General features: G+C 66.3%; 19 protein-coding genes. 9 read left to right on the forward strand and 10 right to left on the reverse strand.

The genetic code is table 11. The annotated features are described in order from the left end of the window. Window positions 1-79: 79 nt before the first annotated feature. Window positions 80-619, reverse strand: coding sequence for a dihydrofolate reductase family protein (locus ABN273_RS17245; protein WP_349449885.1), 540 nt, complete (start codon window positions 617-619; stop codon window positions 80-82). 146 nt (window positions 620-765) lie between these two features. Here ABN273_RS17245 and ABN273_RS17250 point away from each other — a divergent pair, with 146 nt between their 5' ends. Beyond that, complete coding sequence (locus ABN273_RS17250; protein ID WP_349449887.1) at window positions 766-3501, forward strand: ATP-binding protein; 2736 nt, start codon at window positions 766-768, stop codon at window positions 3499-3501. 43 nt (window positions 3502-3544) lie between these two features. Next, the gene (locus ABN273_RS17255; protein ID WP_349449888.1) at window positions 3545-3700 is read left to right on the forward strand and encodes a hypothetical protein; all 156 of its coding nucleotides are present in this window, start codon (window positions 3545-3547) and stop codon (window positions 3698-3700) included. 84 nt (window positions 3701-3784) lie between these two features. Here ABN273_RS17255 and ABN273_RS17260 read toward each other — a convergent pair whose 3' ends face one another. From ABN273_RS17260 to ABN273_RS17290, 7 genes are all read right to left on the reverse strand, one after another. After that, on the reverse strand, window positions 3785-5278 hold the full coding sequence (locus ABN273_RS17260; protein ID WP_349449889.1) for an AMP-binding protein: 1494 nt from the start codon (window positions 5276-5278) through the stop codon (window positions 3785-3787). Window positions 5279-5280: 2 nt separating this feature from the next. Next, window positions 5281-6339 carry an LLM class flavin-dependent oxidoreductase gene (locus ABN273_RS17265; RefSeq protein ID WP_349449890.1) on the reverse strand — a complete coding sequence of 353 codons (1059 nt, stop codon included), beginning with the start codon at window positions 6337-6339 and terminating at the stop codon, window positions 5281-5283. 145 nt (window positions 6340-6484) lie between these two features. Continuing rightward, complete coding sequence (locus tag ABN273_RS17270) at window positions 6485-7195, reverse strand: hypothetical protein (protein WP_349449892.1); 711 nt, start codon at window positions 7193-7195, stop codon at window positions 6485-6487. A 189-nt stretch (window positions 7196-7384) separates the two neighbouring features. Further along, window positions 7385-8239: a helix-turn-helix domain-containing protein gene (locus ABN273_RS17275; RefSeq protein ID WP_349449893.1), complete on the reverse strand. Its 855-nt coding sequence runs from the start codon at window positions 8237-8239 to the stop codon at window positions 7385-7387. After that, the gene (locus ABN273_RS17280) at window positions 8232-8801 is read right to left on the reverse strand and encodes a DUF6879 family protein (RefSeq protein ID WP_349449894.1); all 570 of its coding nucleotides are present in this window, start codon (window positions 8799-8801) and stop codon (window positions 8232-8234) included. The genes ABN273_RS17275 and ABN273_RS17280 overlap by 8 nt, the downstream gene beginning before the upstream one ends. After that, window positions 8798-9004, reverse strand: coding sequence for a hypothetical protein (locus ABN273_RS17285; RefSeq protein ID WP_349449895.1), 207 nt, complete (start codon window positions 9002-9004; stop codon window positions 8798-8800). The genes ABN273_RS17280 and ABN273_RS17285 overlap by 4 nt, the downstream gene beginning before the upstream one ends. Before the next feature lie 292 nt (window positions 9005-9296). Continuing rightward, window positions 9297-9821, reverse strand: coding sequence for an NUDIX hydrolase (locus tag ABN273_RS17290; RefSeq protein ID WP_349449896.1), 525 nt, complete (start codon window positions 9819-9821; stop codon window positions 9297-9299). A 433-nt stretch (window positions 9822-10254) separates the two neighbouring features. Here ABN273_RS17290 and ABN273_RS17295 point away from each other — a divergent pair, with 433 nt between their 5' ends. The 4 genes from ABN273_RS17295 to ABN273_RS17310 all read left to right on the forward strand — a co-directional run bounded on the left by ABN273_RS17295 (window position 10255) and on the right by ABN273_RS17310 (window position 18544). Continuing rightward, window positions 10255-17214 (forward strand): polymorphic toxin-type HINT domain-containing protein, encoded by a 6960-nt coding sequence (locus ABN273_RS17295; protein ID WP_349449897.1) that lies wholly within the window; start codon window positions 10255-10257, stop codon window positions 17212-17214. Between the two features lie 58 nt (window positions 17215-17272). Then, window positions 17273-17566 (forward strand): hypothetical protein, encoded by a 294-nt coding sequence (locus ABN273_RS17300; RefSeq protein WP_349449899.1) that lies wholly within the window; start codon window positions 17273-17275, stop codon window positions 17564-17566. 544 nt (window positions 17567-18110) lie between these two features. Beyond that, window positions 18111-18320, forward strand: coding sequence for a hypothetical protein (locus tag ABN273_RS17305; protein ID WP_349449901.1), 210 nt, complete (start codon window positions 18111-18113; stop codon window positions 18318-18320). Between the two features lie 44 nt (window positions 18321-18364). After that, entirely contained in the window at window positions 18365-18544 is a 180-nt protein-coding gene (locus ABN273_RS17310) for a type II toxin-antitoxin system HicA family toxin (protein ID WP_349450113.1), read from the forward strand. A 356-nt stretch (window positions 18545-18900) separates the two neighbouring features. Here ABN273_RS17310 and ABN273_RS17315 read toward each other — a convergent pair whose 3' ends face one another. Next, window positions 18901-19098, reverse strand: coding sequence for a hypothetical protein (locus ABN273_RS17315; protein ID WP_349449902.1), 198 nt, complete (start codon window positions 19096-19098; stop codon window positions 18901-18903). Between the two features lie 128 nt (window positions 19099-19226). Between ABN273_RS17315 and ABN273_RS17320 the strand changes: the two genes are divergently transcribed. Then, window positions 19227-19607 (forward strand): hypothetical protein, encoded by a 381-nt coding sequence (locus tag ABN273_RS17320; RefSeq protein WP_349449904.1) that lies wholly within the window; start codon window positions 19227-19229, stop codon window positions 19605-19607. Window positions 19608-19820: 213 nt separating this feature from the next. Then, on the forward strand, window positions 19821-20615 hold the full coding sequence (locus tag ABN273_RS17325; protein ID WP_349449905.1) for a trypsin-like peptidase domain-containing protein: 795 nt from the start codon (window positions 19821-19823) through the stop codon (window positions 20613-20615). Window positions 20616-20689: 74 nt separating this feature from the next. Here ABN273_RS17325 and ABN273_RS17330 read toward each other — a convergent pair whose 3' ends face one another. Beyond that, window positions 20690-21505 carry an SDR family NAD(P)-dependent oxidoreductase gene (locus ABN273_RS17330; protein ID WP_349449906.1) on the reverse strand — a complete coding sequence of 272 codons (816 nt, stop codon included), beginning with the start codon at window positions 21503-21505 and terminating at the stop codon, window positions 20690-20692. A gap of 118 nt (window positions 21506-21623) precedes the next feature. Between ABN273_RS17330 and ABN273_RS17335 the strand changes: the two genes are divergently transcribed. Next, window positions 21624-22214, forward strand: a complete 591-nt coding sequence (locus ABN273_RS17335) for a TetR/AcrR family transcriptional regulator (protein WP_349449907.1) — start codon at window positions 21624-21626, stop codon at window positions 22212-22214. Window positions 22215-22222: the final 8 nt, after the last annotated feature.

Consider the following 22222-nt stretch of genomic DNA (forward strand, 5'->3'; position numbering starts at 1 on the left):
GCCCTGACACATTGGTGTCTGAGGCGGCATGCTCACCGCTGCCCTTGAATCGGACGACCCGCGGTGCGCCGCTTTTCGATCAGTTCTCGACGGCGTACGTCGTCTGGACGAGGCCGGCCTTGAGTGCCTGGGCGGACAGGAGCGTGAGAGAGATGTCGGCCTCCAGCGGGCCGAAGAGCGGGATACCGGAGCCGATCAGGACGGGAACCTGGGTGATCGTGATCTGCTGGACCAGGCCGGCCTGCAGGAAGGTTCTGATGGTCTGTCCTCCGTCGACGTAGACGCTCTTGGTACCGCGGTCGGTCAGGCCCGCGATGAGCCGGTCCAGATCTGGGTAAACGGTGATGCGGGGGTCGCGGTCGGCGGGCAGGCGGCTGCTCAGCACGGCCACGTGCTTGCCGTCATACTCCCACCAGCCGGATGCCGTAACGGCTTCGTAAGTGGCGCGGCCCATCACGACGGTGTCCACGGTGGACATGAAATCGGGGTAACCGTAGCCTTCCCCACCGCCGGCGGCCTCGCCTCTGCTGATCAGCCAGCCGAGGTCGCCGTCTTCGCGGGCGATGAAGCCGTCCACGCTCGTGCCGATGAAAACCGACGCGGTGAAGGAATGATCCATAGTCGTCTCACTTCCAGGGGTAGGCCGTCGTGCGGCCTCGGGAATCGGTACAGGTGGAACGGTACGTAGGATGGTCGGCGCGGGAATCAGTCATCGCATAGGTAATCCGGCGATGCGCAGTGGCGCGGAATTGGCAAGGGGGTGCCGTGCTGTACGGCAGGACCGCCGAGCAGGCGGTTCTCCGGCGGTTGATCAGTGAGGCGGCCGGCGGGGTCAGCGGTGCACTGGTCATCCGAGGCGAGCCCGGCATCGGGAAGTCGGCGCTCCTGGCCGATGCCGCCGAGACGGCGCGAGCTGGGAACTACATGTGGGTGCTGCGCGGTGTCGGCGTCGAGTCCGAGGCGCAGCTTCCCTTCGCCGGGCTTCATCTGTTGTTGCGGCCCGCGCTCGGGAACCTGGCCGGCCTGCCCGAGCCACAGCGGCGTGCATTGGAGGCCGCTTTCGGGCTGGGCCCTGCCATCCCGGCCGATCGAATGCTGGTCGGGCTCGCCGTCCTGACGCTGCTGTCGGCGCTTGCCGACGAGGGCCCGCTGCTGTGCCTGGTGGACGACGCGCAGTGGCTGGATCGGCCATCGGCAGAGGCGTTGGTGTTCGCGGTGCGGCGCCTTGGCGCCGAGCCCGTTGCCGTGATCCTGGCGGTACGGGATGGCACGGCGCACCTGCCCACGACAGGCCTGTCCGAACTGCGGTTGCGAGGGCTCGACCCGCAGGACGCGGCCGCGCTCGTCGACGCGCAGGGCGGGGGTCTGGCGCCCGACATGCGTCACCGCGTTCTGCGCGAGGCTGAGGGGAACCCGCTCGCGCTGATCGAGCTGCCGACGGCCCTGTCGACCGGTGCGGGCAGCAGCTCGCCGCAGGGCGGCAACCTGCCGCTGACCGATCGTCTGCAGGCCGCCTTCCACGGCCAGGTCACGCGGCTCCCCGAGGCCACGCGGACTCTCCTGCTGATCGCCGCCGCCGATGACACCGGCGAACTGCCGGTGCTGCTGAACGCCGCACAATCGATGTCATCGGGCATCAATGATCTGGCACCGGCCCTCGACGCCGGGCTGGTGCTGCTGGAGGAGGGCGACCGGCGGTTGTCGTTCCGCCATCCCCTGGTCCGGGCGGCCGTCTACCAGGGCGCGCCGCTGCACCTGCGCCTGTGCGCCCACCGGGCCCTCGCCAAGTCCCTCGGCGGACCAGAGCACGCCGACCGGAGAGCCTGGCACCTGGCCGCGGCCGCCACCGGCCCGGACGAGCACGTGGCCGCGGAGCTGGAACGCGCCGCCGTGCAGGCCGGCGAGCGCAACGGGCACGCCGCGGCGGCCACCGCATATGAGCGGGCGGCGAGTCTTTCTGCCGACGGCGACGCCCGCGGCAGACGACTCACGCTGGCGGCCGAGTCCGCCGCACAGGCCGGGCTGCTCAGCACCGCCCGTGCTCTGGCCGAGCGGGCGGCGCCGCAGGTCACCCGCCCCCTTGCGCGTGCCAGGCTCGTCCGGGTGTTGGCGGCGGTCATGGCCGGGGACGGCTCGCTCCGGGGAGCCAACGACCTGCTGCTCGCCGAGGCTGTCAAGACTGATCAGCACAGTGCGTTCGGGGTTGTGATGGAAGCGGTAGGGAACGCCTGGTTCGCGGGCGACCTCGACATGGCCGTCCAAGCCGCCGTCCACCTCGACGCCCTGCAACTGGACGCAGGCGACCCGCTTCTGCCGGTGCATCAGTTGAACGACTGGATCATCTCGCTCGTCCTGGGCCGCTCGACCGACCACCTGCCCTCCATGGCGAAGGTGGTACTCGCGGCCAACGACATCCACCTCGACCACGCACGCAACCGTACGCACATCATCGGGCTCGGCCTGATCGCAGGCCTGGACGCCTGGTCACTCGACCTCGCGAACACCGTCGTCGCTGACAGCCGCGCGCGGGGGGCGATCGCAGACCTGCCCGCGGCGCTTTATCACGCGGCCATCACCGAGACCTTGCTCGGGCGTCACCGCGACGCCGCCGCCAGCGCCACCGAGGCGCTCAGCATCGCGCAGGACACCGGCCAGTGGCAGTGGATCAGCCTCGCGAGCGGTGTCCTGGCCTACCACGCCGCGATCGAAGGCGACGAGGAACGCGCCCGCGGCCTGGCGGCCGGCACCCGAACCGACTCCCGCGACCGGGTCTCCTCCCCGGGCATCCACCGGGCCGAGTGGGCGCTCGGCCTGCTCGACCTCGGGTACGGCCGGGCGGAGACGGCACTGGAGCGGCTCGAGCCCCTCGGCCTGGGTGACGGGCGCCATCAGCTACCCGGTGAACGCAGCGCCCCCGACCTGATCGAGGCAGCAGTACGGATCGGCGTGCCCGAGCGGGCGACCGGCCCGTACGCCCGCTTCGAGGACGTCGCCCGCCGCGTCAGGCAGGCGTCCATCGACGCCCTCCTCGAACGCTGCCGGGCCCTGCTGTCACCCGACGAGCGGGCGGAGGAGCACTATGCCGCTGCGCTGCACAGCCACGAACACGACAGCAGGCCGTTCGAACACGCCCGCACGATGCTCCTGTACGGGGAGTGGCTGCGCCGGGCGCGCCGCAAATCCGAGGCCCGCGAGCACCTGCGCGCCGCACTGGCGGCCTTCGACCACATCAACGCGAGGCCCTGGGCCGAACGCGCCCGCATCGAACTCGACGCCACCGGCCTGGCCGTCAAACGCCGACAGGCCCAAGGCGCTCTCTCCCAGCTCACCCCCCAGGAACTGCAAATCACCCGGCTGGCCGCCCAGGGCCTGACCAACCGCGACATAGCCGCCCAGCTCTTCCTGAGCCCACGAACCGTCGGCCACCACCTCTACAAGGCCTACCCCAAGCTGGGAGTCACCTCCAGATCAGAACTCGCCACCCTCCACCTGACCGACTAGAGCCACAAACCACTCGGGGGCCGTTTCATCCCGCTTCTCGGAGTTGAAGGAGGGGCTGTCCAGTGATCTGCGCGGCGAGGGTCTGGGTGGTTTCCAGGGTGGGCATGAGGGTGGCGGTGATCTGCGTGCCGAGCAGCGCGGTGAGCAGGTGCCCGATGATGTGTTCGTCGCCGACGCCGGGCCGGTACAGCCGGGCTGACCCGATGTTCTTCTGCCTGAGGCAGCAGGTTGAAGCTCAGCAGATGCGCGAACGCCGCCCCAGTGCGTCGACCCGTCCCGGTCGCTAGGTCCCGGGGTAGTTCCCTCCGCCGTGTGCGGTGTCCAGGGCGTCGTAGTCGGGGGTGAAGCCGCGCTTGGGTATCGCGTCCACGAACGCCACCTCCCTGGGCTTCTTGTACGACGCCACCTGCGTCTTGACGTGCTCGACCAGCTCGTCCTGAGTGGCGGTGGCGTCCGGCTTGAGCGCCACCACGGCCTTGACCGCCTGGTGCCAGGCCGGGTCCGGCACGCCGATCACCGCGGCGTCGGCCACGGCCGGATGGGACTTGAGCGCGCGTTCGACCTCGGCGGGGTAGATGTTCTCGGCGCCCGACTTGATCATCCGAAGTTTGGGGCCGATGAAGGTGATGGTGCCGTCGGGTTCGCGGCGGCCGAGGTCGCCGGTGTGGTGCCAGCCGAACGCCGACTTGGCCGCATTTAAGTCGGGTCGGGCGAAATATCCGGAAAAGAGGGTCTTGCCGCGGGCGCAGATCTCGCCCACCTCGCCCGGCGGGACCTCGGCGCCGTCCGGGGCCAGGATCCGTACCTGGACCAGCGGAGAGGGGCGGCCCGCGAACCCGGCGCCGCCCTCGGCCAGCCCGAGGAACGTGAGCATGCCCCCCACCTCGGTCTGCCCGTACCCGCCCATCTTGGACCGGCACCAGGGAGAGTCGTCGACGGTGATCATGTCGTCCCATTCGGCCGAGTGGGAGACGAACCTCAGCGACGACAGGTCGTACTTGCCGCCCGCGTTCGCGGCCACCACCGCGTCGATCATCTGCCCGAACAGGAACGCCTGCGTCACCCGCTCGGCGTCGATCAGCCGGCAGACCTCCTCGGCGTCGAAGGCGGGCGTGAACACGTTCGTGCCGCCGATCTGGAGCGTGGCCAGGCAGAACATCATCGTGCCCACGTGGAAGAGCGGCCCGTTGTTGAGGAACGTGAAACCGGGCTCCATCTGGCGCACGACCAGGAGCGAGGCGCTGTGGGCGACGAGCGCGGCGCTGCTGAGCAGGGCGGCGCCGGGCCGCCCCGCGAAGGCGGCCGTGTAGAGGGCGAGGACCGGCTCGGTGTCCGCCACCTGCGGGAAGTCCCGCAGCGAGCCGCCTGCCACCAGCTCCTCGTACTCGTCCCCGGCCCGCACCCACGTGCTCCCGGACACGGCGGACACGGCCGCGGTGGCGTCCGAGTGCTCCCAGACGACGACCTCGGGGGTCAGGTCGGACAGCACGAACCGCAGCTCGTCCTCCGACTGCCGCCAGTTGGCCGGGCAGAGGATCGCGCCCAGGCGGGAGCAGGCCAGCAGCAGCTCCAGCACGGCATGAGAGTTCTGGCCGAGCCACAGCACCCGGTCACCGGCCGCCACCCCTTGCCCCGCCAGGGCGTCGGCCAGCCGGGTAACCCGCTCGTCCAGCTCCGGGTACGTGCGCCGCACCTCACCGTCCACCACCGCCGTGACCTGGGGGCGGCTGCGGGCGTGGTCGGCGAGGACGTCGGACAGGGACAGGCTGTGGATCATCTTCAGTCTCCAAAGGCCGGCATGACTTCGGTCGCGAAGAAGCGCATGACCCGCTTCATGTCCTCCAGCGGCATCGGCCGGGTGCTGCCGAAGTCGCACAGGAGGTTCGTGAAGCCGGCGTCCTTGAGCAGCGAGATCTGCTCGACGACGCGGTCCGGGTCCCCGATGACCTCCAGCTGCTCCCACCGGAAGTCCGCCGACACCGTGCCGCCCTTGAGATAGCGGTCCTGGTAGTACTCGAAACCCTGCGCCGCCTTGCCGGTCTTGGGGTCAATGGGGGCGCTCTTCTCGTTGAAGATGCGGGAGCGGTCGAACGACGCCTCGAACCTCGCCAGGTCTTCGCGGGCCTGCTCCAGCGTCGGGGCCACGTACACGGTGCGCGCCACCACCAGGTCGGCCCCTGTCAGGTGCCCGGCCCGCGCGGCCGTCTCCCGCCAGGTCTCGGCCGCCTTGACGACCTTACGGAACGGGGCGGCGGGGTCGGCCAGGATGGGCAGCCCGCGCTCGGCGTACATGGTCACGGTCTCGGGGGAGACGGCGGCCACGTGCAGCGGCGGGTGCGGGCTCTGCAGCGGCCTGGGCGCGAGCGAGACCTCCGTGCCGGTCTTGTAGAACTTCCCCTCGTGCTGGTATGACTCCTGCGTCCATAGCCCGACGATGACCTCGAGCGCCTCGTTGAACCGGTCGCGGGCCTCCGCCAGGTCGATCCCGAACCCCTCGAACTCGAAGCTCTGGTATCCCCGCCCGATCCCCAGGTCGAGCCGCCCGCCCGAGAGCACGTCCACCTGCGCGGCCTCCTCGGCCACGTGGATCGGGTTGTGCAGGGGCAGCACCACGATCCCGGTGCCCAGCCTGATGCGGGAGGTGCGGGCGGCGGCGTGGGCCAGCATGGTGAACAGGTTGGGGACGACGCCGTAGTCGCGGAAGTGGTGCTCGGCCAGCCGCACCCCGTCGAACCCCAGCTCCTCGGCCAGCTCGATGAGCTCCAGGTGGTAGTCGTAGACGTCCTTGAAGCTCTGCCCGTCGAAGCGGTGGAAGAGGTGGAAGGTCGAGAACTTCATGCGGCGGCCCCTCGGATGTAAACCAAGCGCTCGCTTGGGAGCGTACCACGCCGCCCGGGGAACCCCCAGGGGTTCGCCCCGAAGTGCGGACACTGGCCAAAGCGGCAGCCATGCGGACAGCACATATCCGTCGTGGCCCTTGGGGTCACCTCTGGGGAGACTCGCCGGCCGCCGCCGCAGCCGACCGGCGGATGGGCTGTTTCACCAGCTGCATGCCGTGCAGCTCAACTACCTGGGCCACGGCCAGGGCGCGATGGTGGAACTCGTGCCAGTCCCAGCCGACGAATGCGTTGTGGGCGGTCAGGACACCCGCCCGCGCGATCCCAGGCGCGTACACGTCGGCCAGCACTCCGGCGGGCTTGACGGAGGTGACCGTGCACTGGATCGGGGCGTCAGCCAGCATCGGGCACTGTTCCAGCGCCTTGGGGATACAATCCCAGCACGTCGGTGGCGCGTTGGTCCGGCCGGAGTTCTCACCGGTGCCCTCGAACACCGTCTGGGCGAGCAGCCACGGGATCAGGCCCGTCTCCGGGTCGGTTGCGGGCCCGCCGCACACCTGGCACAGCAGCTTATCGATGCACCGCCACTGGCGGCGCGTGTTGAGCTTGCGCATGCGTTCGGGGCCGCGCTTGTCCGGCTTGCTGTGCAGGTCTCGCACTCGCCCGCGCAGGATTTGCGCCGGTTCACCCCTCCACTGCGCGGGCGGCGTGACCCAGTCGCCCGGCCGGGGCGGGAGGTAGGACAACCGGAACTGGCCCGCGTGCCACTCGAACCCGATCGGGTCGTCGACCAACTCGGCGGCGTACGCAATGGTGTACGGGACGGTGTCGTAGCCGGTCACATCGTCACCGCGCAAGCGTCCACTGGGGCGGCCTGCCGACGTCGCGTCACGGCTGCGCCGCGGGCAGACCTACTCGTGGCGCCCGCGGCGGGCGATGGTGTGGGTGTTGCGGACCTGTGCCTGTCCATATACGGACGGTAGGAGCGGCGCTAACAGGGTCTCAAGATGATTGCGCGCCATCGCATGGCAGCAAGCCAGAATGGCTCATGATGGCTCCGCAGACTCTCCCTCAGGGAAGTGTGCGGCAGCCAGGTCGTCCAAAATGTTGGTCATCAGGCCGCGCGCGGCCTTGCCGTACAGTGCAGCCTCCTTCATCAGGCCGAAGATCTTGCCATAGAGCGCGATCTCCTCTGGCTGCGTCAGTGACAGCTCCGCGGCGAACGTCTCGACAGTCACCAGGCGTGTGCCATAGATCCAGAAGCCGTGCACAGGCGACTTGGGGAGCCGGGCGGTGAACGGGATCACGCCAAGGGCGACGTTGGGGAGCGTGGCCGACGCAATCAACCGCTCGATCTGCCCCATCAACACCTCAGGCGGGCACATGAGGTTGCGTACCGCCGCCTCGCTGAGGATGAAGTGGAAGCGGTGGCCGGGCTTATAGAGGATCTGCTGGCGGTCCATGCGCGCCTGCAGGCCGTCTTCCAGGTCATCCGTGATCTCGTGAATTGCGATCGACTGGGCCATGATGTGCCTCGCGTACTCCCGAGTCTGAAAGAGGCCGGGCACGGTAGCGGGCTCGAACCCGCGGATCAGATCGGTCTCTGCCTCGATGGCTGCGATCTGCCTCTGCCGGTCGCGGGTCCCCGTGCGCAGCTGGCGCTGCCACGCGGCATACGCCAGCTCGAGGCCGCGGAGTTGCGCGATTATCGACGACTGTTGATTGGCAGCGTCGCAGGCGGTGAGCCAGGCGCGAATGTCCTCCTCGGTGGGCGTCTGCTTGCCGAGCTCGATCCTCGACACCTTTGTTGCCTGCCATCGGAGGGTCTGCGCGAGCTGCTTGCCGTTGAGGCCGGCGTCCTTTCGCAGCTCGCGCAGACGTGCTCCGAGAGCCTCACGCACCTGGCGGGGATTCGGCAAGGTAAACCCACTTGGTGGCGTACGTGGAGTAGGGAACGGCATGGTGCCACGCCGAGTCCCGGCCGGCGCAGAACCCGTTGATGGTCGCAGGCTCGTCGACCAGCTCCATGCCGAGCAGGTCGTCGTCATCGCCGAACTGAAGCACTACCGCAGCGGTGGAGTCGAACAGCCAGTAATCCACCGAGGGCAGAGCTAGCTCCTGTGCATGATCGCGCGGGAGATAGCGGATATCCTCTCCCGCTTCGGCGTTGCCTGCGTTGAGCAGCAGCTCGAACTGGATGTACCGGGTCGGTGGTTCGGTGATGACCCGGACCCGCTCCACGCGGCGGCCGGTCGAGGTGACGTCTCGCATGAGCTGCATCCAGACAGCGCGCTGCGCCTTGTTCAGCTCCTCCAGCCGTGGCCAGTCTCGCGCCTGGAATGCCTCCCAGCGATCATGCTCTGCCGGCACGTTGTAGCGGTCGCGGAGCTCGAGGCGAAACACGTCCGACTTGGCCTGGCGGAACAGGTCGAGGAACTCGTCAGCCGGGACCTCCCGGGTCACTGCACCTCCCGGGGAAGGTCGAGGACGTCCCACGGGACCTCGACGGCGATCTCGTCAGGGGCGAGGTCACGGAGGTCGGCGAGGGCCGCAGGATCGATGATCTGCTTTCCCTGGACTACGGCGGTGTTGCGGTCGGTCTTGTACAGAGCGGGGCAGCTGCCCTCGTTGCTCGTTCCGGTCTTGCCGAGGTACGTCAGTCGCATGAGCCGTCCTCTCCGCGAAGCGATTGCGCGCGATAGCGCGTGTGCTCATCGATATTTCATTCCGTGACCAGTCACGTCAATGGTCCTGGAGGAAACAAAGAAGATGCTCCTGCTCCTCGGGGAGCATCCGTTGCCCCGGGGGAAACGCGAGGTCCTCCGCTGATGGGCGCGCTCGAGCCTCTCCCGTCCGCGACAGGACGGGCAGTGTGCAGATCTGTGCGGTAGACGCCTCCGCGAAGCGCCCCGAAGGCGCGGAGCGGCGAGAACCGACGGGAACGCGGTCGTGGGGCGACTACACCTCTGCAAGGACGTAGAGCAGGGCATTCAAGCTGGTCCCGCTGACGATGTCGCGCTTGTCGATCAGGCGGCGGATGTCCGTGAGTGGTACCCATTCGACGCGTTCGGCCTCCCACGCCTCGGTAGGCGGGCCGATGTACTGGGCGCTGTCGGCGCGGAAGATGTGGTGTTCAGAGTCGGAGATGCCGTTGGTCGGCTGTGCGTAGAGCAACGGACGCAAGGGGCCCGGCCGCCAGCCGGTCTCTTCTTCTACCTCCCGGGCGGCGGCTGCGATCGGCTCCTCACCTTCGTCGATCTTGCCGATTGGGATTTCCCATCCCCAGGTGTCGGTGATGAAGCGGTGCCGCCAGATGAGCAGCACACGATTCTGTTCGTCCGTGACGACCGCACCGGCTCCGGGCGCGGTGCGGACAAGACGGTGAGCGAGATGCCTTCCGTCCGGAAGCCCCACATCGGCCACTCGGACATCGAGCCATGGGTCGGTGTAGAGCTGTTCTTCGGAGTGCACCTTCCAGCGCATGTGGCTGCTCCCCATGGTGGACGCCTGAATCGGCACCACGCTACAAGGGGATGTCGGCCCGCTGCTTGGCGCGAGCGACAAACACCCTGACGAACTACGTGTCGTATGTGCTCAGTGCGGTTGTCACCGCCTCGATGCGCTCGGCGAGGCGCTCGGGTTCCTGCCAGAGTTGTGCTACCCAACCGGGGCCAGGCGAACGTCAGTGATGTAGATCACAGTCATGTATGCGGTGAGTCTTGGGTCAGCGATAGCCGCTGTTAGCTGCAGGTATGTCGCTCTGTGTGAAGTTTATAGTCCGGTGCCCGACTTACATGCCTCTTTACTAGCTATGACGCTATGGGGCATGATCTCCAGCTGATCATCCTTATGTTGATCTTATAGATAACTGGGGCAGCGATGCGGCGTGCCCTTCGTCTTGTGTGGAGGGTGCGGCGTGGGGCTGCTGCGTGCACGTGCTCGGCTGTTGGCAGGCGTCATGATGACTACTGCGGCTGTCATGATCTCTGGTCTCGCTGTTCCGGACCTCGTTCAGCAAGCTGCCGCTTCGACTCCCGAACAGGCCAAAGAGCCCAGCGTGCCGGGCCGCCCCGTCTCTGCCCGCAAGGATGTGATCAAGGGGGCGGAAGAGAACCGATCCGTGGCGAAGCGCGCCAACCCCACGTGGCCGAAGCCTGGCAGTGCCGAAGTGAGCGTGCCGACGACCGGCGGCCCGATTGCGCTCGCCTCTCTGCCGGTGAAGGTCGGTCCGCCTAAGACTCTGCCAGCCGGTCTGGGTACGGCTCCACCCCGGAACAGACGTCCAGTTGCGGTTGAGAAAACACGGAAAGGCAAGAGAGGCGGCGAGAAGCCGAAGGAGGCTGCCGCCGTTGTTGCGGATCCTTCAGCAGACCCTGTGACCAGGGTGAAGGCGGAGACCTTCGATGACGCGACGGCTCGTCGGCTCGGTGGTGTGGGTCTTGCTTTACGGCTCACGCGAAGCGATGGGGCTCAGCGTCCAGGGCAACTGTCGATCATGCTGGACTATTCGGGTTTCCGTGACGCGTACGGCGGTGGCTTCGCCTCACGACTGTCGGTCGTGGAACTGCCCGCATGCGTTCTGAACACGCCCCTCTCCAAGGATTGCGCAAAAGAGGCAGCGCGTCAGCGGAAGGTGCTGCCGGTATTCAACGACGTAGCCCATAACGCACTCACAACGATGGTCAAGGCCGCCCCGGCCACTGGAAGCCTCGCGGCATCTGCTTCACCGGACGCGGCCAGCGTTTACACGATCGTCAGCACGGCGTCGTCCACGGCGAGCGATGGCACCGGCTCATTCGAGGCGACCGACCTCAAACCGTCCGGCAGTTGGCAGGTTGGCCCATCGAGCGGGGACTTCACCTACTCGTATCCCATTCCGGTGCCTCCTGGACCTTCTGGCGGCGCCCCCAAGCTGTCGTTGGAGTACTCCTCGGCGTCCCTGGACGGGTTGACCGGCGCGACCAACAACCAGGCTTCCTGGGCAGGGCTCGGGTGGGATCTCGGAGTCGGGTTCATCGAACGCAAATACGACTCCTGCCCCCATTACAACCTCGGTGGAAACCACAGGTGCTGGAACACCGACGACGATCTGACCCTGTCGGTGGGCGGCAGGTCATCACGCATCGTGAAGGACTCCAGTTCGGGTGCATGGAAGACCGTTGAGGACTTCGGCTGGAAGATCAACTATGTGGCTTCCGGGGCGGAGTCCGGCTTCCCGTACTGGACCATCACCACGCAGGACGGTACGACGTATCGGCTCGGCTATCACCGAGATTCGAGCTGGCAGGTCCCGTATCTGGGAAGAGACGAAGCCGCGCCGTGTCACGACAAGTATCAGCTGGAGGGGACTGGGGCGTTCTGCCGCTTCCCGTACCGCTGGATGGTGGACCGGGAGACAGATCCCAAAGGCAACGTCATCGATTACACGTACACGGTCGAGGGCAACGAATACTGCCTGTTCGAGCCCGACTCCACCGGTTACTGCTGGGACGATGCGCTGCCCTATGACCGCGGCGGATATCTGGCGCAGGTCGCCTACGGCGCGAACGGCAACGTCGCCGGCTCGAAGCCCACCCATCGGGTGGTCTTCAACGTGGTGGACCGGGAGAACACCACCACTGGTTACAGCGACGTCCCAACCGACCTGGTGTGCCCGGAGATCAAGTGTGGTGTGGGAGCTCCTTCGTTCTTCGTCAGGAAGTGGCTGGACACGGCACTCGTCCAATCCTGGAACAGCCAGGCGAACGGGTGGGATGACGTCTCGCGCGTCGAGCTGCGTCGTGGTGGAGCGGACGTGGCCTGGCTGGACACCATCCGCCTCGTCGGGATGGCCGGAAGCGGTCCCGACGTGGCTCTGCCCGCAGTTCAATTCGATGGCGTCTTCCTGGACAACCGCGACAATTACGACTATGACACCCGGCCACGTATCCGCATGCTGCGCATCGCCGGGGTCGACAATGGCCTGGGTGGGCGTACCGAAGTGCGCTACGGCCAGCCATCCGGGTGCGGTCTGACCACTTCCGCTGACGCCCTTGTTCGCGATGACGCTAGCTGGGACTGCTATTGGGTGGACGAAGGCAGCTACGCCGATGTGAACAACGACTATCACTTCGTCGGCTCGGTGTACAACAAATGGCTGGTCACGCAGACGACCGACAAGGATCTGGTCGGTGGTTCCCCCGACGTCATCACCCGCTATCGGTATCTCGGCTCTCCTGCCTGGGGACGACCCGTCGCCAACTACTACACCGATAGCTGGTGCGCATCGGGGCACTTCGACAGCAACTGGGACTTCGTCTGCGATGCGCTGGGCGGCGAATGGACCGAGTTCCGCGGCTATCCCAGCGTCCGCGTGTTCAAGGGAAGCGGGGACGACCCGGCCGGCTACAGCGTCACCACGACGTCGTTCTTCCGAGGCTTGTACGACGAGCCCCTCGCTGACGGAACTCCGCGCCACCTGACGGTGACCGACTTCGACGGGACCGCGGTCAACGATCTACGCGGCCTGTCGGGCAGGACCTTGCAGGAGCAGACCTGGCGCGCCACAGCCACCGCTAATGAGAGCCCGATCGTGGCGTGCGTTTACCCGGAATGGGCGGACGCGGGCCCGGAGTGGTACCCCAAAGCCGCAGGTGACAAGGTGTCGCACAATGCCCGGCACTGGCAGGCGGTACGAATGACCACCGCGGAGCCGGGGACGTCGACCGACTGGAGCGACCTCGGCGCGTGCCCCACGATCACCCTCAAAGCGCCCAGCGCCTTCGCCGAGGAAGCATCGACGCGATACGAGTACGAGATCGCGGTGACGGGCGACGGGCCGGCCATCTCCGACCCGCACCTGGTCAACCAGACCAGGCAGGTCGCGAGGGAGAAGGTGTCGTCGGGGTGGCGGTACAGCGAAATCAAGACCGCCTACAACGATGATGGACTGCCCGTCACGGTGAACGATTACGGTGAGCGTGGAGTGGCCGCCGACAACTCATGCGCTGCCACGACGTACGCACGCAACACGTCGTCCGGGGCATGGATGATCTCCTATCCGGCCTCGCAAGCGCGTCGAGCCGGGGATGACTGCGCGGCCGGGACGCTCCTGGGCCGGACGATCACGTTGTACGATGGTGCGACCAGCGAAACCTCCAACGCCCCGACGAGGGGGAACCCCACCGAGGTTCGCTCCTACACCAGCGGCACCGAGTTCACCACGGCAACGTCGACTTACGACGGCTATGGGCGGAAAGTGTCGGCGACCGATCCGCTGCAAAAGACCACGACGACGAGCTACGCTCCGCCGGTCGACTGGCCCACCGACGGCATTACCGTCACCAACCCGCTTGGGCACACCGCCACCACGTGGACCTCCCCGTACTCCGGTTCAGTGATCGGCGCCCGTGACGCCAACGGGCGCGACGTGAACATCGACTACGACGCGCTGGGCCGAGCCACAACACTGTGGACACCCGCCCAGCCGAAGAGCGCGGGCACCCCGGCGGCCACGGTGTCATACACCATCCCGACAGACGCCGGCGGCGCGGTGAACGGCCCAGCCAAGACCACCGTAGCCCGGCTGCTCTCCGGATCGGGCGCGACGGCAAAGTACGCCACGAAGTATTCCTACGATGACGGACTAGGCCGTACTCGGGAAAGCCAGACGACTTCCCCCAGCGACGGCCGCATCGTGTCCCTCGTCACCTATGACACACGCGGCTTGACAGCGGCCACGACCGCGCCGGTGCACAACACCGCGCAACCCGGATCTGGTCTTCTCAATCCAGCGCTCACCTCTGTGCCGCAATGGTCCAAGCCGGTCTATGACGGACTCGGGCAGGCGATCGCTCAAGTCGACATGGCGCTCTCCGCCGAACTGCGCCGGACCACCACCGCATACCTCGGCGACCGTAGCGAGGTCACGCCACCTACCGGCGGCAAGACGGTCACCTACACCGATGTCGATGACCAGGTCACGAAGGTCGAGGAATGGAAGGACGGAAGCGCTCACTTCGACACCCTTTACGAGTACGACCTGAACGGCCAGCTCACCAAACAGATCGACGCCAACGGCAATGTTCGCACGTTCGGATATGACCTGCTGGGCCGCCGCCTTACGGGTCACGATCCCGATGCCGGCGATCCGGAGCAGAGCTTCGACGCCGCCGGCCGCTTGACCTGGTCCAAGAACGGTAAGGGCCAGAAGATCTCCTACACCTACGATGATCTCGGGCGTAAGACCGCGCAGTGGGTCGGCGATCCGGACACGGGCACCAAGCTCGCCGCATGGGTGTACGACACGGTGTCAAAGGGACAGCTGACCTCGGCGACCAGGTACGTCAACGGACAGCCGTACACGGACGCGATCACCAGCTACGACTCGATGGACCGTCCCACGGCCTCGACCTTGACGATTCCCCCCGTGGAAGGACTCCTGGCCGGCTCGTACGAGTTCACCACCTCCTACACGCCGTCCGGGGCGGTGGCTGACTTCGGCATGCCCGCTGCCGCCGGACTGCCTGCGGAGAAAGTGACGTCGACCTACACGGACCTGGGCCTGCCGGACGGCTTGAGCAGCGACCTGGGTGTATACGTCAAGGCCACGATGTTCTCCGCGACCGGCCGCTTGGCCGAACGTTCGTACGGCGGCAACGGGCAAGTCAAACGAGCCCTGACCTGGGACAACAGCACCGGCTGGCTCTCTCGCATGATCACCATGACCAAGGCCGACACTGCCAGCCCGGTCACCTCCCAGGACGACCAGTTCTTCTATGACGCCTCAGGGCAGGTCACACGCATCCTGGACGCCGCCTCCGCCGTGTCCGGCTCAACAGTCGGCCAGTCGGAGTGCTACTCCTATGACGGCCTGCACCGGCTCGAGAAGGCCTACACCACGACAGGGTCGTCGTGCACGGCCCCGCCGGACAGCCAGGGAACCGAGCCCTACAACCACACCTACGCCTACGACGCGGTCGGGAACATCACTTCGATCGACGACAACGGTCAAAGCTCGACCTACCGCTATCCCACAGCGGGGCCCTCGTCGGTCAGGCCCAACGCCGTCACCTCGATCGACCGCCCGACCGGCAGCGACACCTACGGCTACGACGACGCGGGACAGCTCACATCAAGGACGGTCGCAGGCAAGCAGGCGGCCTTCACCTGGAACGAACTCGGACAACTGGAAAAGACCACCGTCGGCGAAGACGACACCACCATGGTCTACGACGCCGACGGTGACCGCCTGATCCGCCGCGGACCCGACAAGACTGTCCTCTACCTCGGCAGCTCGGAAATCGAGCTCACCGATGGCAGGCTCACGGGAAGGCGCTACTACGCCTCACCCGACGGTGCGATGGTCGCCATGCGCACCGTCGCCCAGGGTGTCACCTGGATGATGTCCGGCCTGCACGGCTCGACCCAATTGACGATCAATGACGCGACGGGCGACGTTCGGCGGGAGCGATACCTGCCCTACGGGCAACGCCGCGGAATCGACGACTTTCCTCTCACCGACCGTGGCTTCCTCGGCAAGACGGAAGACAGCGACACCGGCCTGACCCTGCTCGACGCCCGTTACTACGACCCGTCCATCGCCAAGTTCATCTCCACAGACCCGCTCCTCGACCTGACCAGGCCCCAATGGGCCAACCCCTACAGCTACGCCGGCAACAACCCCATCGGCCTGTCCGACCCGACCGGGCTCTCGCCCTGCGTCCAGGCCGACTACAAGAATCCTCGGGACTACCGGGAGTGCAAGGAATGGGAACAGCGTCGAGGCGAGCAGCGGAAGAACTGCAAGAATCCCGATTCTAAGCAGTGCCAGGCATGGCGCAAGCGCACGCTCACGACCGAACTGCAGAAGGAAGCCGATCGCATCGCGGGGCACCTTTCTCCGCAGTACGGATTCGCGCTGGCATGCGGGAACACGGACGCGCCCGTTGACGCCGAATACTATTGCGAGTACAAATCGGGCAAGGATTACGTCGCAGGATTCTTCTTCCTGTTCTTCCCGCTCGACGGCATCGACAAATGCCTGGGCAGCAAGGACACAGGCGCCTGTTTTGAGGCCATGCTCGACACCGTCCCCGCCGCAAAGCTGGCAAAGTATGCCAAGAGATACAAAGAGATCGTATGCAATAGCTTCGTCCCTGGCACGTTGGTGCTCATGGCCGACGGCAGTCGCAAGCGGATTGAGGAGGTCCAGCTCGGGGATCGGGTGATCGCCACCGATCCGGAGACCGGCAAAACGGAGGCCAAACCTGTCATTGCGCTGATCGCAGGCGAAGGAAGCAAGAAACTCGTACAGATAACGATAGACATCGACGGCGACAAGGGAGAAGCTACCGGCATCGTGATCGCCACCGCAGGCCACCCCCTCTGGGCCGCCGACGGGAGGCGATGGGTAGATGCGGACGATCTTCGGCCCGGGATGATCCTCCGGACTGCCTCCAATGGCTATGCTGAAGTCAGCGCGGTCACCGCGTGGACGGCAGTCCAGCGGGTGTACAACCTCACCGTTTCCGATCTCCATACCTACCACGTGACCGCCGGAAGCGTTGACGTTCTCGTCCACAACGAAACGTCGTGCGGCGGCAAAATGGCATCGGCCATCGGCGACGATCCCTACCTTGTTCGTGCCGCCCAAGAAGCTGGACGAAGCAATCAGAAAGACTTGGATCGCCTATTCAATGAACTTTCGAAGGGGAACATGAATCCCGGAAGAGGCAATGGGTATCTAACGGGAACCGACGTAATGTATGCGCGAGCTAAAAACGGCGGACGACTTTTCTTTAGAAAAGTCGGCGACACGATTGTGATTGTCGGGAAGGCCAACAAAAATAATGAACCCGGAGTCATTGCAAAACTCAAAAAACTCTATGTCAAGTAGTGCATACTACTCTTGGAGTGAAGAGTCGTTCACTGTTGACATTCTTCGACTGGGGGGAGTGGACGACGAATCCATGGAGTTGGGGGACTCTATTATCACACTGCCAAACGGCGTTAGATACAGCGCTTGCATGATGACCAAAGAAGAGGTCACACGAATCATGGAACGCGAGGAAATGTCAGGCGAGTCACTTAGTGGCAGCTATTTGTGTCAGCCGGACCTGGTCATCATCAAAAATAAAGGCGCATCAGCAATGGTCGACGTGGTTCGCGACATAGTGAAGTCCGGAGACATTGCCAAACAACTTCCTCGAATCGGCGAAGACGACGAGCCAGACATGCCTGTGATGTGACGCAGGCCATCGGCGTTCAATTTGAACACCATCGACGCATCCACGTCGCCTCATGCCGCGCAGGAGTCGTATTCGGTCACGGTGGCCGTGACTGCGAACTTACTCAACGCGGCTTCGGGCGCGCATCGGTCAGGGCGCCCTCGACATGGCGAACCACGAGACCATCAGCGTTTCGAGGGTGTGCGTGTGCGCCCGCGCCCCCGCGCCGAACAGGTGGGAGGCGAGCCTCTCGGTGGTGCCGCACGGCTTTGGCCGGGCGACGGTGACCGGCCCCTGGTGGTCTTGGCGTTGGCCTGCCAGCGACCGTTACAGCGGTCAGGCCGTAACGCTTGTGGCTTGAAGATTCAGCGCGGAACCTACCCCTCGAACTCCAAGCTCTGGTATCCCCGCGCGAGCGCTACCCTTGACCGAACCCCGGGCGCGAGTCGCCGATCTTCGGCAGCTATCCGGGACGGGAGCACAGCGGCCGAACGGCGGTGCGAGACCCGTGTGGCTCCGATCAAGGGACCTGCCGGGTGGATGCGGGAGCCGTACACTGGGGCTCATGAGCAGGACCCAGCATGTGCCCTACGTTCTGGAGCAAGACGAAGATGGGATCTGGTGTGCCAGTGCCCAGCTCCGGCCCGGTGTGGGCGCGGTGGGTGATGGCCCCACCGCCGAGGCGGCGGTGGCCGACCTTCGCGAGGCGCTGATCGCGCTGATCGAGGAAGTGGGCCTCTCATCCGAAGTGACCGTGACGGTGAACGTCGCCTGATGCCACCCGTCCCTGCCCTGTCCGGCGCCCAGGTCGTGTGAGCTCTGGAGAAAGCCGGTTTCGCCATTGCCCGTGTGCGCGGAAGTCACCATGTCCTGCGCCACGACGACGGGCGGGTCGTCAGCGTCCCCGTCCACCTCGGCCGGGATCTACCCAAAGGAACCTCGCGCAACATCCTGTCCCTGACCGGGATCACCGCAGACGAGCTGACCGACCTGCTGTAGCCGCCTCAGGCATTGACTACCACATGCGCCCTGACGGCTACGCTGACTGCAACAGGGACGAACAACTGTGGTTCCCGGTGGACGGCTGCCGCGGCGACACGCATGGTCCTCCGCTGACGGGCGCGCTCCGCGCGACGGAGCTCCGGCAGCGCCTCCCGGGAAGGGCTCCGCCCCCCGAAACCCTGCTGGCTCCGCTCGCCAGTCGACCGCCCGCTGCCCGGTTACCGGATGGGCTCGTTGGAGCCCTCTCCCGCCCGCGAGAGGACGGGCAGTTTGCGAATTGGTGCGGCAGGCGCCTATGCGAAGCGTCCGAAGGGCGGAGCGGTGAGAGCTGGCGGGACCGCGGTCGTGGGCAACTACACCGCTGTAAGGGCGTAGAGCAGGGCGTTCATGCTGGTCCCGCTGACGATGTCGCGCTTGTCGATCAGGCGGCGGATGTCCGTGATCGGAACCCACTCGACGCGTTCGGCCTCCCATGCCTCGGTAGGCGGGCCGATGTATTGGGCGCTGTCGGTGCGGAAGATGTGGTGTTCAGAAAGCCTCAGTGCGCCCATCAATCTGGGCAAATCCGGGTGAACACTCCATGATGGGCCGATCTGGTGCAGGATGGATCTTCATGTGAATGCCGCCCCACGGCGGAACTTGATCCTTCGGAAGGAGCACTATGCGAGTCCTCGCTCTCATGACTCTGGGCACCACGCTTTTCTTTGCCGCCCCATCGACCGCGCAGGCCACCACCACGGGGCCGGCCGCCAGCCTGGCCCCGGTTGCGAGCGCTCAGCGTGCGGCCGCCTGGCCCGCCTGTGTGAAAGCCGGCCGCACGAAGTTGAACAACAGCGGTTGGTCTGATCCCAAGTGGCAGGTCGCGGTGTCCAACAGCTGCGCCAGCAGGATCAAGTACGCGATCGTGCGCGACCATCAGTCCGACTTCGGCTATGTGGAGGTCGCCCCCGGTAAGACCCACCGCCGCAACATCGGCAAGTACTCCTTCGGGCATGGCGCCTCCGAGCCCGACGGCGTGAAGATCTACTACCGGGGTACCCGCTACACGAAGCGCTTCTGACGGCGGGCGTGGGCGGCAGAGGACACCCCTGCTGCCGCCCCCTGAAGCTTGCTGACGGCAGGCTCATGAAGTGCCGCACGGATCCGTGACCTGCTCGACCAACTCGGCGAATCCGATGTGCCGGTAGGTCGGCACCCGCGCGGATCGGCCAATGACTCGAATTGAGGACCAAGTTGGGCGAATTGCCTGGCGTGTCGCACTAAGATCCCGCAGGTGATCGAGAAGAAGGGGAACGTTTCCTGGGCGAGGCTGCCCGCCCTCGGAGCGGTCCTGATCGTTCTCACCACTGCGGCGGGCTGCGCACAGTGGTTCCGGAACGCGGACGAATCCCACAGACCGGCACCTGTAGGAGAAGCCACGCGACCAACCCCGCAGATGTCGGATCCATCGAGGGTGAATGCTCAGGTAGCAGCGAGCCGATCGAACGTGGTCAAGCTGATCGGTAACGCTCCCTCCTGCAACAACACCAGGCCAGAAGGGACGGGATTCGCCTACGAGCCTGAACGAGTGATGACCACCGCGCACCTGGTCGCAGGCACCGCCGGCCCCATTACGGTGATCGGACCAGACGGAAAGCGCTACAAGGGCAGAGTCGTCCTCTTCGACCCAAGCCGTGATGTCGCCGTGCTGCGGGTGCCGAGCCTGCGCGCCAGATCGCTGGTCTTCGGCCCGATCAAAGCCGGCGAAAGCGCTATCGTCGCTGGATATTCAAAGGGCGAGGACCTCACTGTGACGTCGGGCAAGGTCAGCCGCGGCACTATCGCGCATGGCCCGGACATCTACCACGAGCGCCAAATCCGCCGCGAAGTCCACATCGTTCATGCGCCCGTCAAGGCAGGGGTTCCGGGCGGACCTCTGCTCAGGTCCGACGGAACGGTCTCCGGCATGGTCTTTGCTAGTGATATTCGTAAGCCCAGCGGCTACGCGCTTTCAGCCGCAGAAATCATCCGCTCGGCGATGGACGGCACGGCCGCCACCGCGACCGTATCCACGCAGGGATGCGATTGAGGCAGCGGCCCGCGATCACCTTGCGCTCTCCGCGGCTCAGCGTGCTGCCACCGCACAGGAGTTGATGCGCGGGGTTATCCCGGGGCCTTGCGGCTGAGGTGTTCCCAGGCGCGGTATTCGGCGGCGCGCGCCTGGTCCATCTGCTGCACCAGGTCGTAGGAGTGGCCGCCGACGATCAGCCGCAGGGGCGGGTCCGGCAGGTCGACCAGTTCCATGATGACCGGGGCGGCGGTGCTCGGGTCGGGTCCCGCGTCGTCGCCCCACATCTCGGCCAGCTTGGCGCGCAGCGGGTCGTAGCGGGGGTTCGGCTGCGTGGCCGTGGTGCCGGTGGTGAACAGTCCGGTGTTGTAGCCGCCCATCTGCAGGATGGTGACCTTGATGCCGAACGGCTCCACCTCCATGGCCAGGGACTGGCTGGCCGAGTCGAGCGCCGACTTGCCCGCCGCGTACAGGCCGACCGAGGCGACGCCGCCGCCCGAGCCCATCGAGGTGACCTGCAGGATGTGTCCTGAGCCCTGTTCGCGCAGGTGCGGGACGACGGCCTGGGCCACCCAGAGCGCGCCGAAGAAGTTGACGTCGAAATGGGCCCTGATCTGCTCTTCCGTGGCCTCTTCCAGCATGCCGTACAGCAGCCCGCCGGCGTTGTTGACCACGATGTCGAGCCGTCCGAACGCGGCTGCCGCCCGGTCCACGCCCTCGCGTACGGCGGCCCGGTCGGACACGTCGAGCGGCATCCGTACGAGAGTGTCGGGATATTTCCGGCAAAGGTCGGCCAGCGGCTCGACGTCGCGCGCGGTGGCCACGACCCGCTCTCCCGCGGCCAGCGCCGCCTCGGCGAACGCCCTGCCCAGGCCTCGGGACGCGCCGGTGATGAACCATACACGGGTCATGAAGATCCTCCTCGGAACGAGACGAGACGTGGCGTCTCGCTAAGCGGACACTCTATACGACCGTCAATCGCCGTCAAGACGGACCGTCTCGTCTCGCTCTGCTGCTATGCTGAGCCGCATGTCCAAACCACCCGACCCGGCCCGCCGCAGCGAGCGCTCGCGCCAGGCCATCCTCGACGCGGCCCGCGAGCTGGTCTCCGAGGTGGGATACGCCAAGCTCTCGATCGAGGCCATCGCCGCACGCGCCGGCGTGGGCAAGCAGACGATCTACCGCTGGTGGCGGTCCAAGGGGGCCGTGGTCTTCGACGCCTTCCTCGCCCTCAGCCAGGTCGGCGACACCATCGCGCTGCCTGACACGGGTGACATCGAGGCCGATCTCAAGGCGGTGATGCGGGCGACGGCGGCCGAGTTCGCCGATCCGGAGTTCGAGGCGCCGATCAGGGCGCTCAACACGGAGATCATCAACGATCCCGAGCTGGCCGCGCAGTACCGCGAGAAGCTGGCGGGCCCGGTCGACGAGGCGAAGAAGGCCCGGCTGCGCAGCGCGCAGCAGGCCGGCCAGATCGCCGCCGACGCCGACCTCGACCTGGCCCTGGAGCTGCTGTACGCCCCCCTGTTCCAGCGCTGGCTGCACCGCTCTGGCCCGCTCACCGCGGAGTACGCCGACGCCCTCGTCGACCTCGCGCTCAAGGCCCTGCGCCCGGACTGACCGCGATC

Source organism: Nonomuraea sp. B19D2, assembly GCF_040137845.1.
Taxonomy (GTDB): Bacteria; Actinomycetota; Actinomycetes; order Streptosporangiales; family Streptosporangiaceae; genus Nonomuraea.